Below are 18,716 nucleotides of genomic sequence, written 5' to 3' on the forward strand. Positions count from 1 at the left end.
TGTCATTTAGATTTTAGTATATTAGGTTTCATTGGCTGACAGGGTCAGCATCTTACAAGTTAGATGTAAATTTTTTTGTACGGGTAGAGTTATGAAGAAGAGTGAATTAAGTAATATCAACATTAGCGATGAACAGGTACTCATCACGCCAGAAGCACTGAAAGAAAAGTTGCCACTCAGTGAGAAAGCGAGAAAGTTCATTCAAGAATCGCGAGATGCCATCGCCGATATTATTCATAAGCGCGATCACAGATTGTTAGTCGTTTGTGGTCCGTGCTCCATTCATGATATCGATGCTGCCAAAGAATACGCTAAACGCCTCAAGGCTCTCTCTGCCGAGCTTAATGACCAATTATACATTGTGATGCGCGTGTATTTTGAAAAGCCTCGTACTACTGTTGGTTGGAAAGGCCTGATCAATGACCCGCAATTGGATGGGACATTTGATATTGAGCACGGATTGCATGTGGGTCGAGAGCTTTTGACCGATCTTGTGGAAATGGATATTCCTCTGGCAACGGAAGCATTAGATCCTATCAGCCCGCAATACCTAGCGGACACATTCTCATGGGCAGCGATAGGTGCACGTACCACAGAATCTCAAACTCACCGTGAAATGGCCAGCGGTCTATCTATGCCGATAGGTTTTAAAAACGGGACTGATGGTAGCTTGTCGACGGCAATCAATGCGATGCAAGCTGCGTCTTCTAGCCATCGTTTTATGGGTATTAACCGTGAAGGGCAAGTTGCTTTACTGACCACACAAGGTAATGCGGATGGTCACGTTATATTGCGAGGTGGTAAGCAGACGAACTACGATTCAGTTTCTGTTAATGAGTGTGAGCAAGAGCTCGCTAAACACAATCTAGACGCATCACTAATGGTGGATTGCAGTCATGCTAATTCACGTAAAGATTACCGTCGTCAGCCATTGGTGGCAGAAGATGTCATCCATCAAATACGAGAAGGGAATAAATCGATTATTGGTCTGATGATTGAGAGTCATATCAATGAAGGTAATCAGAGTTCAGATATACCGTTAAGTGAGATGCAATATGGCGTTTCTATCACCGACGCGTGTATCAATTGGGATGCAACTGAGGCACTATTACGCCATGCTCACAAAGAGCTTGTCCCATTCTTGGAAAATCGTGTTAAGGAATAATCGTATCCATGTCTGCTGAATTGACCCCACTTCGTAACAAAATTGATGAAGTTGATAAGAAGATGCTTGAGCTGTTGGCCCAGCGCCTTTCTCTTGTTGAGCAAGTTGGTGAAGTAAAAAGCCAACATGGTTTGCCGATTTATGCCCCGGACCGGGAAGCGGCGATGTTGGCTTCGCGTCGAGCGGAAGCGGAGAAGGTGGGTGTACCACCACAACTTATCGAAGATATTCTGCGTCGTACGATGCGAGAATCTTATGCGAGTGAAAAAGACTCTGGATTTAAATGCTTGAACCCAGAGCTGCGTTCAGTGGTGATTGTGGGTGGTAACGGTCAGCTGGGTGGTTTGTTTGGTAAAATGTTTGCCCTATCGGGTTATCAAGTAAAGATCCTAGGAAGTCAGGACTGGGATCGTGCTGATGAGATACTTGAAGATGCTGGGCTGGTGGTGGTGACGGTACCAATTCACTTGACGGAAGGGGTGATTGAAAAACTTTCTAACTTACCTAAAGATTGCATCTTATGTGACTTAACGTCAGTGAAAAAACGCCCGTTGACGACAATGCTACGGGTGCATCAAGGGCCGGTTGTCGGTTTACACCCAATGTTTGGTCCAGATGTACCGAGCATGGCGAAGCAGGTGATTGTATACAGTGACGGTCGTGGTGAAGAACAATACCAATGGCTACTTCAGCAGTTTAAAATCTGGGGAGCGAGCTTGTGTCAGATGGAAGCGGATAAGCATGATAATGGCATGACGTTAATTCAAGCTCTTCGTCACTTTACCTCGTTTGCTTACGGGCTCCATCTGAGTAAAGAAAATCCAGACTTAGATACCTTAGTGACATTGAGTTCACCAATTTACCGTCTCGAATTAGCGATGGTCGGTAGGCTCTTTGCACAAGACCCTAATCTGTACGGTGACATCATTCTCTCGTCGGAAGAGAACATCGCGATGATTAAGCGTTTCCACCAGCAATTCGGTGACGCGTTAACATTGTTAGACAACAAAGATAAGGCGGGTTTTGTTTCGCAGTTTGAGCAAGTGAGTGAGTGGTTTGGTGATTATTCTCAGCAATTTATGTCAGAGAGTCAGAACCTGCTTAAACAAGCCAATGATGCGATTCATCGAACGTAATTACTGACAAATCAGAACTAAATTGAATACTAAAAAACGCAGCGTAAGCTGCGTTTTTTAGTGTTTATAATCGTGTGAGATAGCTAAACGTTAATGCGTATGTTCTTCTTCTGGTGAAGATTCTTCGTTACCTGCGGTTTTCATAGAGGCGTCGACATAAGGCGCATTGGTTAAGTTTATTTGCAGTTTTACCACACTGGTGATCAAATCGACGAGTGGTGCCCACTGGACTTTTTTCTCTTTTTCAAAAACATAGTCAAAGTTCTCAGGGCTCCAGTCCATTAGGTACTGTGGATTAAGCGTGCGTCCTAGAAAACGGACTTCATAATGCAGATGCGGTCCAGTAGAGTTACCACTATTGCCACATTGTGCGATAACGTCCCCTTTGCGAATAAATTGTCCACTCTTAGCTTTAAATCTATTTAGATGAGCATAAGAGCTCATGAAACCAAAAGCGTGGCGAATGGTCATGTAGTTGCCATAGCCTTTTTGGCTTGGCCGAACCGTTTCCACGACACCATCGGCAGGCGCCAGGATTTGTTCACCGGTTTTACAGGTCAGATCAATGCCGGCGTGTAATTGTCTTTTTCCAGAGATAGGGTTAGTTCGATGCCCATACGATGAAGAGATGCGTTGGTAAGTGACTGGGCTATCATTTGGGATAAGCCTAAACATGGTCGCGCGCACGGCAGAATCAATAGCGGCGGCATCAATTCGCTGTTCCAGTGGCATTTCAGCGTCGTATAGCTCTTCATCGACAAGACCGAGCACTGCCTCTACATCATTGACGCGTTTACCAAGCAATTGAAGCTCATCACGTTTCTCTTCAAGATCTTGAGACAAGTCATGAGTAACGTTGACTTGTTCTTCCAGCTTTGCTTCCAATAGAGCATTTTTTGATTGCAGATCGGAGACGGTTACTTCAGTGGAAGTTAACTCGACCTGAGATTGCTGGTATGAATAGCTCACCAGACCAAAAGCAACGGGAAAAGCGGCGGCTATTAGGATCGCGGTGTAGGTTCGCTTTCTTCCTAGACGTAGCGTTTTCTTACTCTTTCCCTGAGTTGTTGGTATAACAACCTTAATTTTATTTGGCATGATGATTTAAATTTGATTTGTCAGGATCGGATGAGTTTATTGAATTTTTTGTTAATTATGGCCAGTTCGGAAGGCGAATCACAAAAAAAACAGGCCGCTATTATTAGCGGCCTGGAGTAAAAACACAAGTTTATCTCAAATTCGAATGATTATTTTGAGATACGCTTATATTTAATGCGGTGTGGTTCTGCAGCTTGTGGACCTAGAGTTTTCTTCAGCCAGTCCATGTATTCGGTATAGTTGCCTTCATAGAAGTTCACTTGACCTTCATCACGGTAGTCGATGATATGAGTCGCAATACGGTCTAAGAACCAACGGTCATGCGAGATAACCATGGCACAGCCAGGGAACTCAAGCAGCGCTTCTTCAAGCGCACGTAGTGTTTCCACGTCTAGGTCATTGGTTGGTTCATCGAGTAGCAACATGTTGCCGCCAGCTTTAAGCAGTTTTGCTAGGTGAACACGGTTACGCTCACCACCAGATAGCTCACCGATGATTTTTTGTTGATCAGAACCTTTGAAGTTAAAACGAGAGCAGTAAGCACGCGCCTGGATTTCAAAGTTATTGATCTTAATGATATCTGAACCTTCTGAGATCTCTTGGAATACCGTGTTCTTGTCATTCATAGAGTCGCGGAACTGTTCAACCGATGCTAGCTTCACGGTATCGCCAAGCTCAATGGTGCCAGAGTCCGGTTGTTCTGTACCACTGAGCATTTTGAATAGTGTTGACTTACCTGCACCATTGGCACCAATGATGCCCACGATGGCACCTTTAGGAATGCTAAAGGATAAGTCGTCAATCAGTACACGGCCATCGAATGATTTGGTTAGGTTAGTCACGTCCAGCACTTTGTCACCAAGACGTTCACCTGGTGGAATAAACAGCTCGTTGGTTTCGTTACGTTTTTGGTGGTCACCACTTTGCAGTTCTTCAAAGCGAGCCATACGCGCTTTTGATTTCGCCTGGCGGCCTTTAGGGTTTTGACGAACCCATTCCAGTTCTTTTTCAATGGTCTTTTGACGAGCTTTCTCTTGAGACGCTTCTTGTTGCAGACGCGCATCTTTTTGCTCTAACCAAGACGTATAGTTACCTTCCCAAGGAATACCTTCACCACGGTCAAGTTCAAGGATCCAACCAGCGGCATTGTCTAGGAAATAACGGTCGTGGGTAATTGCTACAACGGTACCTGTATAGTCAACAAGGAAGCGTTCTAGCCAAGCAACAGACTCGGCGTCCAAGTGGTTGGTTGGTTCGTCGAGAAGCAGCATGTCAGGCTTTTCTAAAAGTAGGCGACAGATGGCCACACGGCGTCGTTCACCACCCGATAAAAATTCTACTTTCGCGTCCCACTCTGGCAAACGTAGCGCATCGGCAGCACGTTCTAGAGTATTGTCTAAATTGTGCCCGTCTTTCGCTTGAATCAGGGCTTCAAGTTCACCTTGCTCCTTTGCTAGAGCATCAAAGTCTGCATCCGGTTCTGCGTAAGCAGCGTAGACGGCATCAAGACGTTTCATTGCGCCAGCAACATCTGATACGGCTTCTTCAACGATTTCGCGTACCGTTTTTGATTCGTCTAATTTAGGTTCTTGTGGAAGGTAGCCCACATTCAGTCCTGGCTGCGGACGAGCTTCACCGTCGATATCGGTATCAAGGCCAGCCATGATGCGGAGTAACGTTGATTTACCTGAACCGTTGAGGCCCAAAACACCAATCTTAGCGCCAGGGAAGAAGCTCAAAGAAATGTCTTTAAGTATTTGTCGCTTAGGTGGCACAATTTTGCTCACTCGCGACATGGTATAGACGTATTCAGCCATTACCGATCGTTCCTAATATTCAAGTCAATAGAACTTGTATTTTACACCACGCAGTCGCTACCTTTCAATTTTCCTTGCCCTGCAATATGAATTGATTACGCTCCTCATGTGTAGCATTGCGAAAAAACTCGAGTTATGAAGCAAAAAGAAACAAATTCTTAATGAGAAAGAGATTGGCATAAGTCTAGTAATCGTCTTAAATTGAATATTCACCGTATCTTATATACGAGTAGAAAAGAGCGGCAAAAATAATAACAATAATGTTTGTATTGGGCGCGTTACCAGCACTTCAAAGGGATAAGGTTTAGATGAATAAACAAGGAAATTGTGGCTTGGTATGGACAACGCTGTTGTCGTGTCTACTTGGTACTAGCATAGCTCAGGCACAAGACGAGGATAAATCACTGCTCAAGCAGCGAGAGATTTACGATCAAGCGCAGGCGCTGATAGATAAAAATGACGTCGCTGGTTATCAGGCATTGCGCCCATCGATTGCTGATTACCCATTAACACCTTATATAGATAATCGAGTATTTTCATTACAGTTGAAGGGTAAGTCGGTCACACAGGTAAATACTTTTATCGAGAATAATCAGTCGTTTCCATTTTCCTACCGCATCCGAGCCCCTTATTTAGACCGATTAGCTCAACAGCAACGTTGGGGTGAACTGCTTGAATTTCAAACGACCTATCCTAATGGTGAGCGCTATCAATGTCTGTATCATTATGCGCAGCTAAAAACGGGCAATAAGGAAGCGGCGTATGAAGGTGCAGAGACGTTATGGAAGAGTGGTAAGAGTGTCTCTGATGCATGCGACCCTCTATTTTCAGCATGGAATAAAGCGGGTTTGCGAACTGATGAACATATCATTGAGCGTATGACGTATGCTTATCAATCACGTAATGGTTCGCTGATTAAATATCTCAATAAACAGCTTAAAACAAGCGCTGGGAAGTCACAGGGTAAGCAAATCGCCTCGTTATTTACCTCGCCTAAAATGGTGATATCTTTCAGTAACCAATCTTTCCCTGCGCCGTATAAAGCGCAGTTGATTGAATCCGCCTTTCGTAAACTCGCCCGCTCTAATAGCCAGCAAGCCTATTCCTTGTGGCCAGAGCTTGAATCGAACAGCAATATTTCAGCAGACTCAAAGCAATCCATGGCTGAATATTTGGCGATGCGCTTCATTAATACCGAGTCGGCATCAGAAGCAAAGTGGCGGGATTCGGTGTTGGAGAAAAGTGTTAATGACACCAATATTGAGCGAAGAGCGCGTCTTGCCATTCAGGAAGTCGATTGGCAAGGGCTCTCAGCTTGGATAGCAAGGCTGTCTGAGAAGCAACAACAGAGCAGCCGTTGGCAGTATTGGTTGGCGCGTACAGAGATTGCGTTAGGGGACCAGTCGGTCGGTGAGCAGCGCTTACAAGGTTTAGTTGGTGCTCGAAATTTTTATAGTGCAGCGTCGGCGATTTATTTGCAGCACTCCATCGTGTACCCCATCTCTAAAGTCGTCATCGATATGAATACGCTTACGCCATATAAAACGAGCTTAATACGTATTAAGGAGTTAATTGACAGGGATAAAATCGCAGCTGCGAAATCAGAATGGCGCTATTTACTGTCGCGTGCTTCTAAAGAAGAAAAAACGATGTTAGCCGCTTATGCAGGGCAGCAGCGGTGGCATCATTTTACTGTCGTGGCAACGATTTCAGCAAAAATGTGGGACAACATGAGCTTACGGTTCCCACTTGCTCATAGCTGGTGGTTTGACTTCTATGCGAAAGAACTCAATTTGGATAGCGTAATGTTGATGTCTTTAGCAAGGCAAGAAAGCGCAATGGATGTGCAAGCCCGTTCTCCTGTAGGGGCGCGTGGGGTGATGCAAATCATGCCAGCCACGGCAAAATACACGGCTAAGAAACATAAAATCACTTATAAAAATAGCCAAGAGCTCTATCGCGTGGGGAAAAACATTCAGATTGGTTCTCACTACTTGAATGAACTATTGGGCAATTATGATGACAATCGTATCTTTGCTTTTGCGGCTTACAATGCTGGACCAAACCGAGTAAAACGTTGGCGTCAGCGCTCGGATGAACAGCTTGATGTATTTGCCTTTATGGAGACTATCCCATTTAAAGAAACGCGCGGTTATGTCCAAAATATATTGATGTTTCAAACCTATTATCGAGATAGGCTCGGTGTTGAAGGGGATTTTCTAACTTCGGATGAACTGAATCGCCGATACTAGACGACTAGGCTACCAATGTTTAGGCGCTTAAGGGTAGAATACTCACTGGAACGTTTCTGATGGAAAAGTGAATGGAACCTCAATACCAAGACTGGCAACAAGTGCTGGATTTGATTCAACGAACCGATGGTCCAGAGCAGCAGGCGGCATTAATGACAATGCTCCTGACTCCCGACGAAAGAGAAGCTGTGACCGCAAGGGTTAACATTTTATGTGAGCTGCTCAAAGGTGAGTTATCTCAGCGACAGATCAGTCAAATGCTCGGAGTCGGCGTCGCCACCATTACCCGTGGCTCCGCTGAAGTAAAACGCTTAAGTGACGCTAAAAAGGTATCCCTGAGTGATTTACTGCTCAAATAGTGACGCGAGATTTAGTTTCTTGAGGTGCTTATTTTCTTGAGGTACTTATTTTCTTGATGTACTTAGTTTCCTGAAGTATTTAGTTTCCAGAAGTATTTAGTTTCCAGAAGTACTGGGGAAATGGTCTTGGTTCATAAAGGGGATCAAAGCAAGAACAAGGGCTTGGTGATAAACGGAGCTGCGAGTTAATTGATGATTGGTGAGCAAGGCAATTGCTCCCCCTTTTTGCTTGATATTTTCCGTTCCAAACGTTGAATCCATAACATCTCCTAGCTCAACATCTGGCGCAAGCTGTGCGATTACCTTCGGTGGTAGCATTAAGCTCGCGCTTCGTGATTTCCCAGTCTTACCATTGGATTCTATGACCATCCATGCAAAAGTAGAATCATCATCGAGTCCTGCTTCAATCCCTACATAATAATGAGCATCTTCCACCGTATGGCGGGCATTACTTACTCGATTTCGTGCGCCTAATAGTGTTTCGTCATTACTCATAGGCTGGTCAGGAACGCCACTTGGGACACTAACACCTTGAAAGTCGAAAAGTAGCCCTGGAAAAGCAGAATCGAAAGCACTTTTTACCGCATTGATTTTTGCTGGGTTGAGTGAGGCTATGACGACTTTTTTCATGATGTTCAATTCCATTTATCTAGTTAACAAACTCAATTCTAACGTAAATCTTCCTTACTCATGTCATTATTTTTTCCAACAAGATTACCTTATAAAGGAGCCCGTAGAGGTTCATTAAAGGAAAATAATAGTATATGGTACGACGCTCCGTTTATTGAGCGCGTAATGATAAGAGATTATGGAAATGAAAATAAAAAAAGTAGTGGTAGTGGCGGGATTAATGACGTTAGTAGGGTGTCAGGCAACACAGCGACAAAATGCAACAACAGGGCAATACGAAACGAATTCTGCAACAAAAGGTGCGGTGATCGGTGCTATAGCAGGTACTGCTGTAGGGATAGCGTCTGGTGGCGATAGTCGCGGTATTTTGCTTGGTGCGGCAAGCGGTGCTGCTATCGGGGGCGGTGCAGGATACTATTTTGATCAACAAGAGAAAGCCTTAAGGCAAGAGCTGTTAAACTCCGGCGTTCAAGTTGAGCGAACCGGTGATAATCAACTCATACTTCGACTAGAAAATGGAATTGGTTTCAACAGCGATTCTTATGCATTGAATAACAGCATAAACAATACGTTGAAGGGGGTTGCACGAGTGTTGGTTGAGTACCCTGATACCAGCCTTGTTATTGATGGGTTTACCGATAGCTCTGGCAATGCCCAGTACAACCAAGAGCTTTCTGAGAAGCGAGCAGAACAAGTACGATCATTTTTAGTGAGTCAGGATGTCGCTGCAGGTCGTGCCGTGGCTCGAGGTAATGGGGAGCGATTTCCCATTTGTTCTAACGTTACTTCTGAAGGACGAAAGTGCAACCGCCGCGTAGAGATAAAAATCATGCCGTTGAGCTAATATAACGCTGCGATGATAAATATAAGCAAAGCCCCAGTGTGATGACTGGGGCTTTGCTTTTATGCGTTTAAGTCGGGAATGACGGGTTTCACGTTATCAATAGGGTAACAACCTAAGACTTTTAGATATTTCGTTATTTTGATCAGCTCTTGAATCGCGAATTGCATAGTTTCAGAGTCCTTATGTGCTTCAACATCCACATAAAACATCTCCTCCCACGGATTACCCATAATTGGGCGCGATTCCAGCTTCGTCATATTGATGCCATAACGTTGCAGTACCAGTAGTGTTTCAACTAGTGAGCCAGCGTCTTGTGAGGTCGACATAATGAAAGTTGTTTTCGCTGGGATCTGCGTAGAAACTTCAACCGGTTTTCTTGCCACAATAATGAAGCGGGTATGATTTTCTGTTTGGTTAGCAATATCACTTTGGATGGATTGCAGTCCATAAAGTTTACCACTGGAGGCGTGCCCAATAGCGGCAACATCATCTCGAGCGAGTTCTTGTACTTTTTGCATGGCATCTGCGGTACTTGCACACGACTCGAGAACTACGCCTGAAAGTCGGCTTAAGAACTCGCTGCACTGTTGGTGCGGTTGAGGGTGTGAGTAGAGTGTTTTGATTTTCTCTAGCTGTATCTCTTTAGTTGCGACCAAACAGTGATCGATAGGTTGAGTTAGCTCACCAACAATGTGTAATGTTGTGTGCTGAAGTAAGTCAAACACTTCGTTGATAGAACCTGAACTCGTATTTTCAATGGGGAGTACGCCATAATCTGCGTGGCCGGATTCTACGGTCTTAATGACCTCTTTAAATTGATCGCAGTTTAGTTCTATGAGTTCGGTATTTTTGCGAGAAAAGAACTCTCGGCTTGCTAGATGTGAGTATGACCCTTTTGATCCTAGGAAAGCAACGCGAGCAAGTGGCTTACGACTTTGTTGTGGGTTGGCTAAGTTCTGTAAGTAGTTCTGCTGTAATAAAACAGAATCTTCAATGATGGTATGAAAGATCTTAGTAATATAAGGCGCATCGAGTTGGTATTTGTCTTTACCGTTATTGATGAGTTTGACGAGCAGTTGTTGCTCTCTAGAAGCATCTCGTACTGGCTTCGATGTTTCTACCTTACTCTTGGCTACCTCTATGCTGAACTTGCGGCGTTCAGAGAGGAGTTGCAGTAATTGGTCGTCTAGTTCATTAAGACGTAGTCGAATCTCATCAAGAGAATATTTAGTATCGGTCATCGAATTATCCTTATAAAAAAGCCTCCCTTTTGGGAGGCTTTCCGTTCGTTTTTGACTTTTCTTTCGTAAACGACGATGCCCCCAAGTTTATTGGAGGAAAAAGAAGTCAAAAAGGAACGGAGGTGTGTATAACATTTAAAATTACTTTTTATTGAACCCAACCACACAATAGGGAAGCAGGCATAGACCGTCAAGCAAAAAAATAGCGCCCTTGGGCGCTATAGAAAGAATTGTGGTCGTTATTCGACTTCGGCTTCAATCTCTTCTTCGAATTCAAGTTTTTCAGAACGACGTGCTTCAGGCTTATGTCTTAATTTGTTCAGTTGTCGTTCTAGTTTCTGTTCAACTTCGTTGACCGCTGTATAGAGGTCTTCATGAGAAGCGGACGCGACAAGTTTGCCTTTGGGTACCGTTATCGCAGCTTCAAATTTCATTTGTTTGTTCGGCTCTTCACTGAAAGCAGTTTGGCAACTAATGATATCAACTTGCCACTTCTCAAGCTTTTTAAACTTACTTTCAATGTGTTCACGGATAGCAGAGGTGATCTCAATATTTTTGCCAGTAATGTTTACTCTCATATGCGTTTCCTCTGTGACATCCCTTATGGGTTAACTCCAGATTACTCATTCAATAGTAAAAAAACGTGATCTATATCACTAAAGTGGCAGGGTGTTGTTCAATGAGAATTAAATGTGATCTATCGCAAAAATTTGGCTGGAGTCGTATTGAAAAGGCTTTCTTTTATTTGAATTTTCATTAAATTTGAAAAGAGTAGTACGCTAAAAATCCATTGTTTTTGGGGCTTTGTTACGACCTAAGAATTCTGCCGCACAAAAAATGCGCGACAGCGTAGCGTGACTCAGATCACTTATTATTCCTCTTGTTAGTCATTCAGCATTTTATAAAATGAAATATCACTATTTTTAGCTTGTTGCTCTTGCCGGATCTCTCTTAATGACTCTAGTTGCTTGTAGATAACGAAGTAACGGTTGATATTCATCACGTAGGTGACAGGTTCTGAACTGATGTTGCGCCTTGCCATTAATTCTACGTTACCAAACCATTTGTTCGCGTCGTAGCCGTGTTTTGTTGCCAAACGCCTCATTTTCGAAATGTTTCCTGGCCCAGCGTTGTATGCGGCAAGCGACAAATAGACCTTGTCGTCCTCACTGATTGCTTCATCATTAAAGTAACGATCGCGAATGAATCTAAGATATTTCACGCCGGCATGAACGTTGTTATCGATTTTGTTGATGTTCTTGATGTTAACGTTTCTATCTCTGGCCGTACTCGGCAAAACTTGCATGATGCCGACAGCGCCTTTTGGGGAAACTTTGCTTTGGTCGAGTTTTGATTCTTGAAAAGCTTGTGCTGCGATCATAAGAAAATCGAACTCATACTTGTCGGCATACTTTTTAAATAGGTCGGTCATGCCATTTAAGCGTTCTAGTGATTTAGGGTTGATAGCTCTTGCAAACCATGAGGTGTTATCTAAATATTTGTTATAAATAACATTACCAAGTAGGGTGCCTTCTTTTGCCGTTTTGATATAGGCATTCACCTGTTTGGCCAGTTGTGGAGATTCCTTTCTCATTGCCCACGCGATTTTTCCGCCGCGTCGTAATGGCATATCAGTGTGTATGTTTAAGTCTTTGAATGTCTTTCGCCAAAACTCAGCTTTATGGCTATCTAGAATTGTTGCTCCAATATAGCCCTGTTTTATCATTTCAACGAGTTCATAGTCTTGCAGTGTTTCTTCTAAATACTGAACAAAAACAGGAGGTAAATCGTTATCGGTTAACTTTTTGTTGAGTGCCTGAAGACTTTCAAAATAGCTTGAACTGGCCCTAACCCACACCTCTTTGCCACTTAATGCTTCGACTGAACTTAGTGAGGGATAGTCTTTGCTGGTAATAACTAACTCATCAATGTCATTGAGTATTGGGTGGCTAAATTGAATGACATCCTCTCGACGGGTAGTCACGGTCAAATTCGCGATGATGAGGTCACCGTAACCACGGATCAGTGAAGGAATGAGATCATCACGAGGCACTGGGATTACTTGTACTTTTAAATGGCGATATTTTTTTTTGAGTTGTTTCTCGAAGTGATACAGCTGCTCTGCACCAATGCCTTTGGGTTGCCCCTTATCAATATAGTAAAAACCAAGATCAGCAGCGACAAGTACTCGTAGTACCCCTCTCTTAGTCAGGCTATCCAGATCGCCGGTATAGGGGTCGTTAGATAAGGGAGTGAGCTCCAGTGCGACTGATGAAAAGCTGGTGAAAGCTATCATCAAGCATAATATAAGTGTTTTCACATACAATCCTTGTTACTACTGTGTTAAAGATAAATATATAAATGAAAACGATATTTTTCCAATTTACGGCATAAAAAAACGCTGTCCAATGGACAGCGTTTTTTCTATGTTTCTGTTTCAGTGCCGGTTTGACTAAGAGTTTACTTTGGATTGAGCTCCATTAATGTCTCGGTGCGCTTAACTTGATCTTCCATTCCTAATTTTTCATAGGCTTTCTTTTGAATCGTGAGCGATTTTCTCGCCGCTTCCGTATCTGGGAAGGTCTTTTGTATTTCTTGGCAGCGATTGATCGCAGCAATCCACGCTTCGCGACGAAGATAAAAATCAGCGGTCGCAAGATCGTAGTTGGCTAAGCGGTTCTTGAGGGCCACTAGGCGTTTTTGCGAGTCTTCAGCATAAGCACTATTTGGATAGCGTTTTAGTAGACGGTCAAAATCGGAAAAGGCCGCCTTGACTGGCTCAGGATCTCGATCTGAACGATCGATCTTGAAAATATCATGCATAAAGTTTCGGTCTTGGGCCATGTGAGTTAACCCTCGCATGTACAGTACCCAGTCTGAACGATTATGTGTTGGGTTTAACCGAGAAAATCGCTCTATGGTCGCTAAACCCAACGCTAAGTCATCATTTTTGTAGTAAGCATAAATGAGATCAAGCTGAACTTGTTCAGTATAGGCGCCAAAAGGGTAGCGAGAATCTAGCGCTTCTAAACGCTCAATAGCCGAGGTCCAATTACCACCTTGTAGTGATTCTTGTGCTTCTGAGTACAGTTGTGATGGTGGGACATCTGGAACGGTGACTTCTTTGTCAGCACAACCAAACAGCAAAGCTAGCGAAAGTAAGCTTGTCAGTTTAAGCAGTTTCATACTAAAACGAGATTCCTTGACGTAAATATTTGTCAGTCTCCATTACTTTTCACTCAAGTAACAGATACAATGTTGGGATACATTATCCACACTAGTGGTTACTTAGTCCCAAGGTTTTTTAAAAAGTTCGATATGGCTCAGCAGATTGAATTAACAAATACAATAAAAGACAGCCAGTTAGGTCAAAGATTAGACCAAGCTGTTGCTGAATTATTCACAGATTTTTCTCGCTCACGCTTAAAAGAGTGGTTACTTGAGGGAAAAATCTCCGTAGACGGAGAGGTTATCACCAAGCCGCGTACTCGCGTAATGGGTGGAGAATCGATCACAATTCAAGCCGAACTAGAAGATGAAGAGCGTTTTATTGCGCAAGACATTCCTCTAGACATCGTGTTTGAAGATGATGACATCATTGTGATCAATAAGCCAAGAGATTTCGTTGTTCACCCAGGAGCAGGTACTCCAGATGGCACGGTATTGAATGCGCTATTGCATCATTTCCCTGCGATTGCTGAAGTTCCGCGCGCGGGTATTGTCCATCGTTTGGATAAAGATACCACAGGTCTGATGGTCGTTGCGAAAACAGTGCCAGCACAAACACGTTTAGTGAGAGCGCTGCAAAAGCGTAATATTACGCGTGAGTATGAAGCAATTGCGATCGGTAAAATGACAGCGGGCGGTGTGGTAGACAAAGGCATTAGCCGTCATGCGACTAAGCGGGTCTTAATGGCAGTGAATGAACTGGGTAAACCAGCGGTCACTCACTACCGAGTTGCCGAGCACTTCCGTGAGCATACGAGACTTCGTCTACGCTTAGAAACCGGACGTACTCACCAAATCCGTGTGCACATGTCTTACTTGCAGCACCCGCTACTAGGTGACACGGCTTATGGCGGTCGTGCACGTATTCCTCGTGGTGCAAGTGAAGAGCTAACGACGATGATTCGTGCGTTTGACCGACAAGCGTTGCATGCTGTGATGTTGAAATTTGCTCACCCTGTGTCTGGAGAGGAGATGGAGTTCCATGCCCCAATCCCTCAAGATATGGTTGTGATGACAGAAGCATTAAGACAAGATGCGAAGCTCAATAAGGAAGAGGACGACTACTAGTGTCCACGCTTCAGCCGACTTGGGTCACTCATTCTTCTATCGCTTCTGTGACGTCAACACGAGAAGAAGGGGGGTCTAAAGCCCCTTTTGATGGATTGAATATCGGTACCCATGTTGGTGACAGTGCATCAGATGTGATGATGAACCGTCAAAAGTTAATGAAGAAGGCAAGCATGCCTTCTTCACCTATCTGGCTAAATCAAACCCATTCGACAACTGTCGCCATTATTACCTCCCCTACGAATGACGTGATTGACGCGGATGCGACTTATACTCGCCAGCCGAATATTGTGTTATCGGCAATGACAGCCGATTGTTTACCCATACTACTTGCTTCCAAAGATGGGGATGAAATTGCCGCTGTTCATGCAGGATGGCGGGGATTGGCTGATGGTATTGTCGAAAATGCGCTAGATTGCTTTTCTGGAGAAGTTCAAGCTTGGATTGGTCCTGCGATTGGCCGTGATGCTTTTGAAGTAGGGGAGGATGTCAGGGCCGCTTTTTGTGGATTAGATACTGTGTTCGAGCCCGCTTTCCAACCTGGAAAAGAGCCGGGCAAGTGGTTAGCAGATCTCTCGTTGATTGTTCAACTTAAACTGGGACAAAAGGGAGTGACAGATATCACGCAAAGTGGTTTATGCACTTATTCGGATCCTAAACGTTTCTTTTCCTATCGCCGTGACGGTCAAACGGGTCGAATGGCCAGTTTTGTGTGGATCAATCGCTGATTTTTACCTACTCATCTTGAAAATTGCCTGTCGTGTAACCATCTTATTTGCATATAACGTCGTATGTCATTTAAGGGGGTTGCTATGCGCCTTGACCGTTTTACTAGCAAATTCCAAACTGCTATTTCTGATGCCCAATCTCTCGCACTAGGGAGAGATCACCAATATATTGAACCTGTACATTTGATGGTTGCGTTACTCAATCAAGAGGGCAGTTCAATCCGTCCACTACTCACCATGCTCAATGTTGATGTGGTTCAGTTGCGTTCAAAATTAAGCGAGCTATTAGATAAGCTACCCAAAGTGACGGGCGTTGGCGGCGATGTGCAACTGTCTAGTGCAATGGGGCAACTTTTTAATTTGTGTGACAAAGTGACGCAGAAACGTCAGGACACATACATTTCCTCCGAAATCTTCTTGTTAGCCGCTATTGATGATAAAGGTCCTTTGGGTCAGCAGCTCAAACAAATGGGTCTATCTGAAGCGAAAATTAATCAAGCTATTGAGAAAATTAGGGGGGGCCAGAAGGTTGATGACCCTAATGCGGAAGAGAAGCGCCAAGCATTAGAAAAATTCACTATTGATCTCACTGAGCGAGCTGAGCAAGGTAAACTTGATCCCGTTATTGGTCGTGATGATGAAATCCGTCGTACGATTCAAGTGTTGCAGAGACGGACTAAGAATAATCCGGTGATTATCGGCGAACCTGGTGTAGGAAAAACGGCGATTGTCGAAGGACTTGCTCAGCGTATTATTAATAATGAGGTACCGGAAGGGTTACGAGGACGTCGCGTACTTTCCCTTGATATGGGGTCGCTGATTGCGGGTGCCAAGTACCGTGGGGAATTTGAAGAGCGCTTGAAGTCGGTTTTGAATGAACTTGCTAAAGAAGAAGGCAATATCATTCTTTTTATCGATGAGCTGCATACCATGGTTGGTGCAGGCAAGGGTGAAGGGGCTATGGATGCGGGAAATATGTTAAAGCCTGCACTTGCTCGAGGCGATTTACACTGTGTAGGGGCGACGACGTTAGATGAGTACCGAAAGTATATTGAAAAGGATGCAGCGTTAGAGCGCCGCTTTCAAAAGGTCATTGTTGATGAGCCTTCAGTTGAGGATACGGTTGCTATTTTGCGTGGCCTGAAAGAACGCTATGAGCTACACCATCATGTTGAGATTACCGATCCGGCAATTGTTGCTGCGGCAAGATTATCTCATCGTTATATTACCGATAGACAACTACCCGATAAGGCGATTGACCTTATCGATGAGGCAGCATCGAGTATACGCCTCCAAATAGACTCAAAGCCTGAATCTTTAGATAAACTTGAGCGTAGAATAATTCAACTCAAAATTGAACAGCAAGCATTAAAGAACGAGCAAGACGAGGCGAGTGAAAAGCGTCTAGTTATTCTTAACAGTGAGCTTGTGACAAAAGAGCGTGATTACGCTGAACTTGATGAAGTTTGGAATGCAGAAAAAGCCGCATTGTCAGGGACGCAGTATATAAAAACAGAGTTAGAACAAGCCCGAATGGATATGGACGTGGCGCGTCGTGCGGGTGACTTAAATCGCATGTCTGAGCTTCAGTATGGCCGTATTCCTGAATTGGAAAAACAACTCGATTTGGCGACGCAAGCTGAAATGCAAGAAATGAGTCTATTGCGAAATAAAGTGACCGATGCAGAAATCGCAGAAGTGCTTTCTAAGCAAACTGGTATCCCAGTATCTAAGATGCTAGAAGCGGAAAAAGACAAGTTGCTACGAATGGAAGAGGTATTGCATAAGCGGGTTATTGGGCAGGCTGAAGCCGTTGAAGTGGTATCTGATGCTATTCGACGAAGTCGCGCAGGCTTGTCTGATCCAAATAAGCCAATAGGTTCCTTTCTTTTTCTAGGTCCAACCGGCGTGGGAAAAACAGAACTTTGTAAAACACTCGCAAATTTTATGTTTGATAGTGAAGATGCAATGGTAAGAATCGATATGTCGGAGTTTATGGAGAAACACTCTGTTGCTCGCTTAGTTGGTGCACCTCCTGGTTATGTAGGTTATGAAGAGGGCGGTTATCTTACAGAGGCAGTCCGTAGAAAACCTTATTCAGTGATTTTGCTTGATGAAGTAGAAAAAGCACACCCAGATGTTTTTAATATATTACTGCAAGTCTTAGATGATGGGCGTTTAACTGATGGGCAGGGGCGTACCGTTGATTTTCGCAATACTGTCGTCATTATGACGTCGAACCTTGGTTCATCTCGAATACAAGAAAACTTTGCTGTACTGGATTATGACGGGATTAAAAGAGAAGTCATGGAAGTGGTGACGTCTCATTTTAGACCTGAGTTTTTAAACCGAGTCGATGAGAGTGTGGTCTTTCATCCGCTTGGCGCTAAGCATATCGAATCTATTGCGGCTATTCAGTTGCAACGCTTAGGGCAACGAATGGAAGAGTCTGGTTACCAGCTGTCTGTTTCTGAGCAAGCCTTAGAATTTATCGCTAAGGTCGGTTTTGATCCAGTATATGGTGCTAGGCCGTTAAAGAGAGCCATTCAACAAAGTGTCGAGAACCCGTTAGCAAAAGAAATATTAGCCGGAAAAGTCGATCCGTCCAAACCTGTCAGACTGATTGTTAGTAATGATAGGGTTATTGCAAGCCAATAATTGGGTTTAAAATGTAAAAAGGAGGCGTCAGCCTCCTTTTTTGTGTCTTTAATAGACGCTTTGGTGGATTAGTGTTCGAACGGCGTAAAAGTGTGGTTTTTATGTGATTTAACGCTTGCCAAGAATGATTCGTTCTCTATAATGCGACCCCACTGAGACGGGAAAGGTTGTCAACAACCTAGAGCGGATTAGTTAGGTTATGAAGCTCAATGAGCTAAGCAAAATTAGTTTTTAAAAAGTGTTTGACACTGGAACTTAACTCGCTAAAATGACCGTCCGTTTCGAGTAAAGCTCGAAACAAGCTCTTTAACAATATAGACCTATATCAATCTGTGTGGACACTTGTTGATGATAATCATTATGTTTACTTCTGCTTTAGCAGAGTTAAACAACTTCTTCGGAAGTAAAATGGTTTTCAATGAACACGTGACCTAAGGGTAGTAAGTTCGCTTACTGTCACACAGTTAAAAATCATTATCGTTCTGTTGGAAT

At 43.8% G+C, this 18,716-nt stretch carries 15 protein-coding genes and 1 other annotated feature; of the genes, 8 read left to right on the top strand and 7 right to left on the bottom strand.

Annotated elements, in window-relative coordinates; translation table 11 throughout:
- The first annotated feature begins 91 nt into the window (after nucleotides 1-91).
- The gene (locus tag M9196_RS10775) at nucleotides 92-1,165 is read left to right on the top strand and encodes a 3-deoxy-7-phosphoheptulonate synthase (protein WP_250617541.1); all 1,074 of its coding nucleotides are present in this window, start codon (nucleotides 92-94) and stop codon (nucleotides 1,163-1,165) included.
- Between the two features lie 8 nt (nucleotides 1,166-1,173).
- Complete coding sequence (gene tyrA / locus M9196_RS10780; RefSeq protein WP_250617542.1) at nucleotides 1,174-2,301, top strand: bifunctional chorismate mutase/prephenate dehydrogenase; 1,128 nt, start codon at nucleotides 1,174-1,176, stop codon at nucleotides 2,299-2,301.
- Nucleotides 2,302-2,391: 90 nt separating this feature from the next.
- On the opposite strand, the gene M9196_RS10785 is transcribed toward tyrA, so the two are convergent.
- Both M9196_RS10785 and ettA read right to left on the bottom strand, forming a co-directional pair.
- Nucleotides 2,392-3,399, bottom strand: a complete 1,008-nt coding sequence (locus tag M9196_RS10785) for a peptidoglycan DD-metalloendopeptidase family protein (RefSeq protein WP_250617543.1) — start codon at nucleotides 3,397-3,399, stop codon at nucleotides 2,392-2,394.
- A 149-nt stretch (nucleotides 3,400-3,548) separates the two neighbouring features.
- Nucleotides 3,549-5,216, bottom strand: a complete 1,668-nt coding sequence (gene ettA, locus M9196_RS10790; RefSeq protein ID WP_250617544.1) for an energy-dependent translational throttle protein EttA — start codon at nucleotides 5,214-5,216, stop codon at nucleotides 3,549-3,551.
- Between the two features lie 308 nt (nucleotides 5,217-5,524).
- Between ettA and M9196_RS10795 the strand changes: the two genes are divergently transcribed.
- Nucleotides 5,525-7,468, top strand: a complete 1,944-nt coding sequence (locus M9196_RS10795) for a transglycosylase SLT domain-containing protein (RefSeq protein WP_250617545.1) — start codon at nucleotides 5,525-5,527, stop codon at nucleotides 7,466-7,468.
- A 71-nt stretch (nucleotides 7,469-7,539) separates the two neighbouring features.
- Complete coding sequence (trpR, locus tag M9196_RS10800; protein WP_250617546.1) at nucleotides 7,540-7,827, top strand: trp operon repressor; 288 nt, start codon at nucleotides 7,540-7,542, stop codon at nucleotides 7,825-7,827.
- Between the two features lie 96 nt (nucleotides 7,828-7,923).
- Here trpR and yjjX read toward each other — a convergent pair whose 3' ends face one another.
- Nucleotides 7,924-8,457, bottom strand: a complete 534-nt coding sequence (gene yjjX, locus M9196_RS10805; RefSeq protein WP_250617547.1) for an inosine/xanthosine triphosphatase — start codon at nucleotides 8,455-8,457, stop codon at nucleotides 7,924-7,926.
- 184 nt (nucleotides 8,458-8,641) lie between these two features.
- Between yjjX and M9196_RS10810 the strand changes: the two genes are divergently transcribed.
- Nucleotides 8,642-9,301: an OmpA family protein gene (locus tag M9196_RS10810; protein WP_250617548.1), complete on the top strand. Its 660-nt coding sequence runs from the start codon at nucleotides 8,642-8,644 to the stop codon at nucleotides 9,299-9,301.
- A 59-nt stretch (nucleotides 9,302-9,360) separates the two neighbouring features.
- On the opposite strand, the gene pheA is transcribed toward M9196_RS10810, so the two are convergent.
- From pheA to bamD, 4 genes are all read right to left on the bottom strand, one after another.
- Nucleotides 9,361-10,542 (bottom strand): prephenate dehydratase, encoded by a 1,182-nt coding sequence (gene pheA / locus M9196_RS10815; protein ID WP_250617549.1) that lies wholly within the window; start codon nucleotides 10,540-10,542, stop codon nucleotides 9,361-9,363.
- Between the two features lie 11 nt (nucleotides 10,543-10,553).
- Nucleotides 10,554-10,675 (bottom strand) — a sequence feature (Phe leader region).
- A 106-nt stretch (nucleotides 10,676-10,781) separates the two neighbouring features.
- Nucleotides 10,782-11,120 carry a ribosome hibernation-promoting factor, HPF/YfiA family gene (hpf, locus tag M9196_RS10820; protein ID WP_250617550.1) on the bottom strand — a complete coding sequence of 113 codons (339 nt, stop codon included), beginning with the start codon at nucleotides 11,118-11,120 and terminating at the stop codon, nucleotides 10,782-10,784.
- 305 nt (nucleotides 11,121-11,425) lie between these two features.
- Nucleotides 11,426-12,868 (bottom strand): MltF family protein, encoded by a 1,443-nt coding sequence (locus tag M9196_RS10825; RefSeq protein WP_250617551.1) that lies wholly within the window; start codon nucleotides 12,866-12,868, stop codon nucleotides 11,426-11,428.
- 134 nt (nucleotides 12,869-13,002) lie between these two features.
- Nucleotides 13,003-13,728 carry an outer membrane protein assembly factor BamD gene (gene bamD, locus M9196_RS10830; RefSeq protein ID WP_250617552.1) on the bottom strand — a complete coding sequence of 242 codons (726 nt, stop codon included), beginning with the start codon at nucleotides 13,726-13,728 and terminating at the stop codon, nucleotides 13,003-13,005.
- 132 nt (nucleotides 13,729-13,860) lie between these two features.
- Here bamD and rluD point away from each other — a divergent pair, with 132 nt between their 5' ends.
- The 3 genes from rluD to clpB all read left to right on the top strand — a co-directional run bounded on the left by rluD (nucleotide 13,861) and on the right by clpB (nucleotide 18,224).
- Nucleotides 13,861-14,838 carry a 23S rRNA pseudouridine(1911/1915/1917) synthase RluD gene (gene rluD, locus M9196_RS10835; RefSeq protein ID WP_250617553.1) on the top strand — a complete coding sequence of 326 codons (978 nt, stop codon included), beginning with the start codon at nucleotides 13,861-13,863 and terminating at the stop codon, nucleotides 14,836-14,838.
- The gene (gene pgeF / locus M9196_RS10840) at nucleotides 14,838-15,566 is read left to right on the top strand and encodes a peptidoglycan editing factor PgeF (protein WP_250617554.1); all 729 of its coding nucleotides are present in this window, start codon (nucleotides 14,838-14,840) and stop codon (nucleotides 15,564-15,566) included. Before rluD ends, pgeF begins: the two co-directional genes overlap by 1 nt.
- A gap of 84 nt (nucleotides 15,567-15,650) precedes the next feature.
- Nucleotides 15,651-18,224 (top strand): ATP-dependent chaperone ClpB, encoded by a 2,574-nt coding sequence (gene clpB, locus M9196_RS10845; RefSeq protein ID WP_250617555.1) that lies wholly within the window; start codon nucleotides 15,651-15,653, stop codon nucleotides 18,222-18,224.
- Nucleotides 18,225-18,716 lie beyond the last annotated feature (492 nt).

This window comes from Vibrio methylphosphonaticus, assembly GCF_023634655.1.
GTDB lineage: Bacteria > Pseudomonadota > Gammaproteobacteria > Enterobacterales > Vibrionaceae > Vibrio > Vibrio methylphosphonaticus.

Bases quoted from the DNA above. Each gene is read 5' to 3' on its own strand.
- M9196_RS10775 (WP_250617541.1), top strand. From the start codon at position 92: ATGAAGAAGAGTGAATTAAGTAATATCAACATTAGCGATGAACAGGTA.
- clpB (WP_250617555.1), top strand. From the start codon at position 15,651: ATGCGCCTTGACCGTTTTACTAGCAAATTCCAAACTGCTATTTCTGAT.
- trpR (WP_250617546.1), top strand. From the start codon at position 7,540: ATGGAACCTCAATACCAAGACTGGCAACAAGTGCTGGATTTGATTCAA.
- yjjX (WP_250617547.1), bottom strand. From the start codon at position 8,457: ATGAAAAAAGTCGTCATAGCCTCACTCAACCCAGCAAAAATCAATGCG.
- ettA (WP_250617544.1), bottom strand. From the start codon at position 5,216: ATGGCTGAATACGTCTATACCATGTCGCGAGTGAGCAAAATTGTGCCA.
- rluD (WP_250617553.1), top strand. From the start codon at position 13,861: ATGGCTCAGCAGATTGAATTAACAAATACAATAAAAGACAGCCAGTTA.
- pheA (WP_250617549.1), bottom strand. From the start codon at position 10,542: ATGACCGATACTAAATATTCTCTTGATGAGATTCGACTACGTCTTAAT.
- M9196_RS10795 (WP_250617545.1), top strand. From the start codon at position 5,525: ATGAATAAACAAGGAAATTGTGGCTTGGTATGGACAACGCTGTTGTCG.
- bamD (WP_250617552.1), bottom strand. From the start codon at position 13,728: ATGAAACTGCTTAAACTGACAAGCTTACTTTCGCTAGCTTTGCTGTTT.
- M9196_RS10810 (WP_250617548.1), top strand. From the start codon at position 8,642: ATGAAAATAAAAAAAGTAGTGGTAGTGGCGGGATTAATGACGTTAGTA.
- hpf (WP_250617550.1), bottom strand. From the start codon at position 11,120: ATGAGAGTAAACATTACTGGCAAAAATATTGAGATCACCTCTGCTATC.
- tyrA (WP_250617542.1), top strand. From the start codon at position 1,174: ATGTCTGCTGAATTGACCCCACTTCGTAACAAAATTGATGAAGTTGAT.
- M9196_RS10785 (WP_250617543.1), bottom strand. From the start codon at position 3,399: ATGCCAAATAAAATTAAGGTTGTTATACCAACAACTCAGGGAAAGAGT.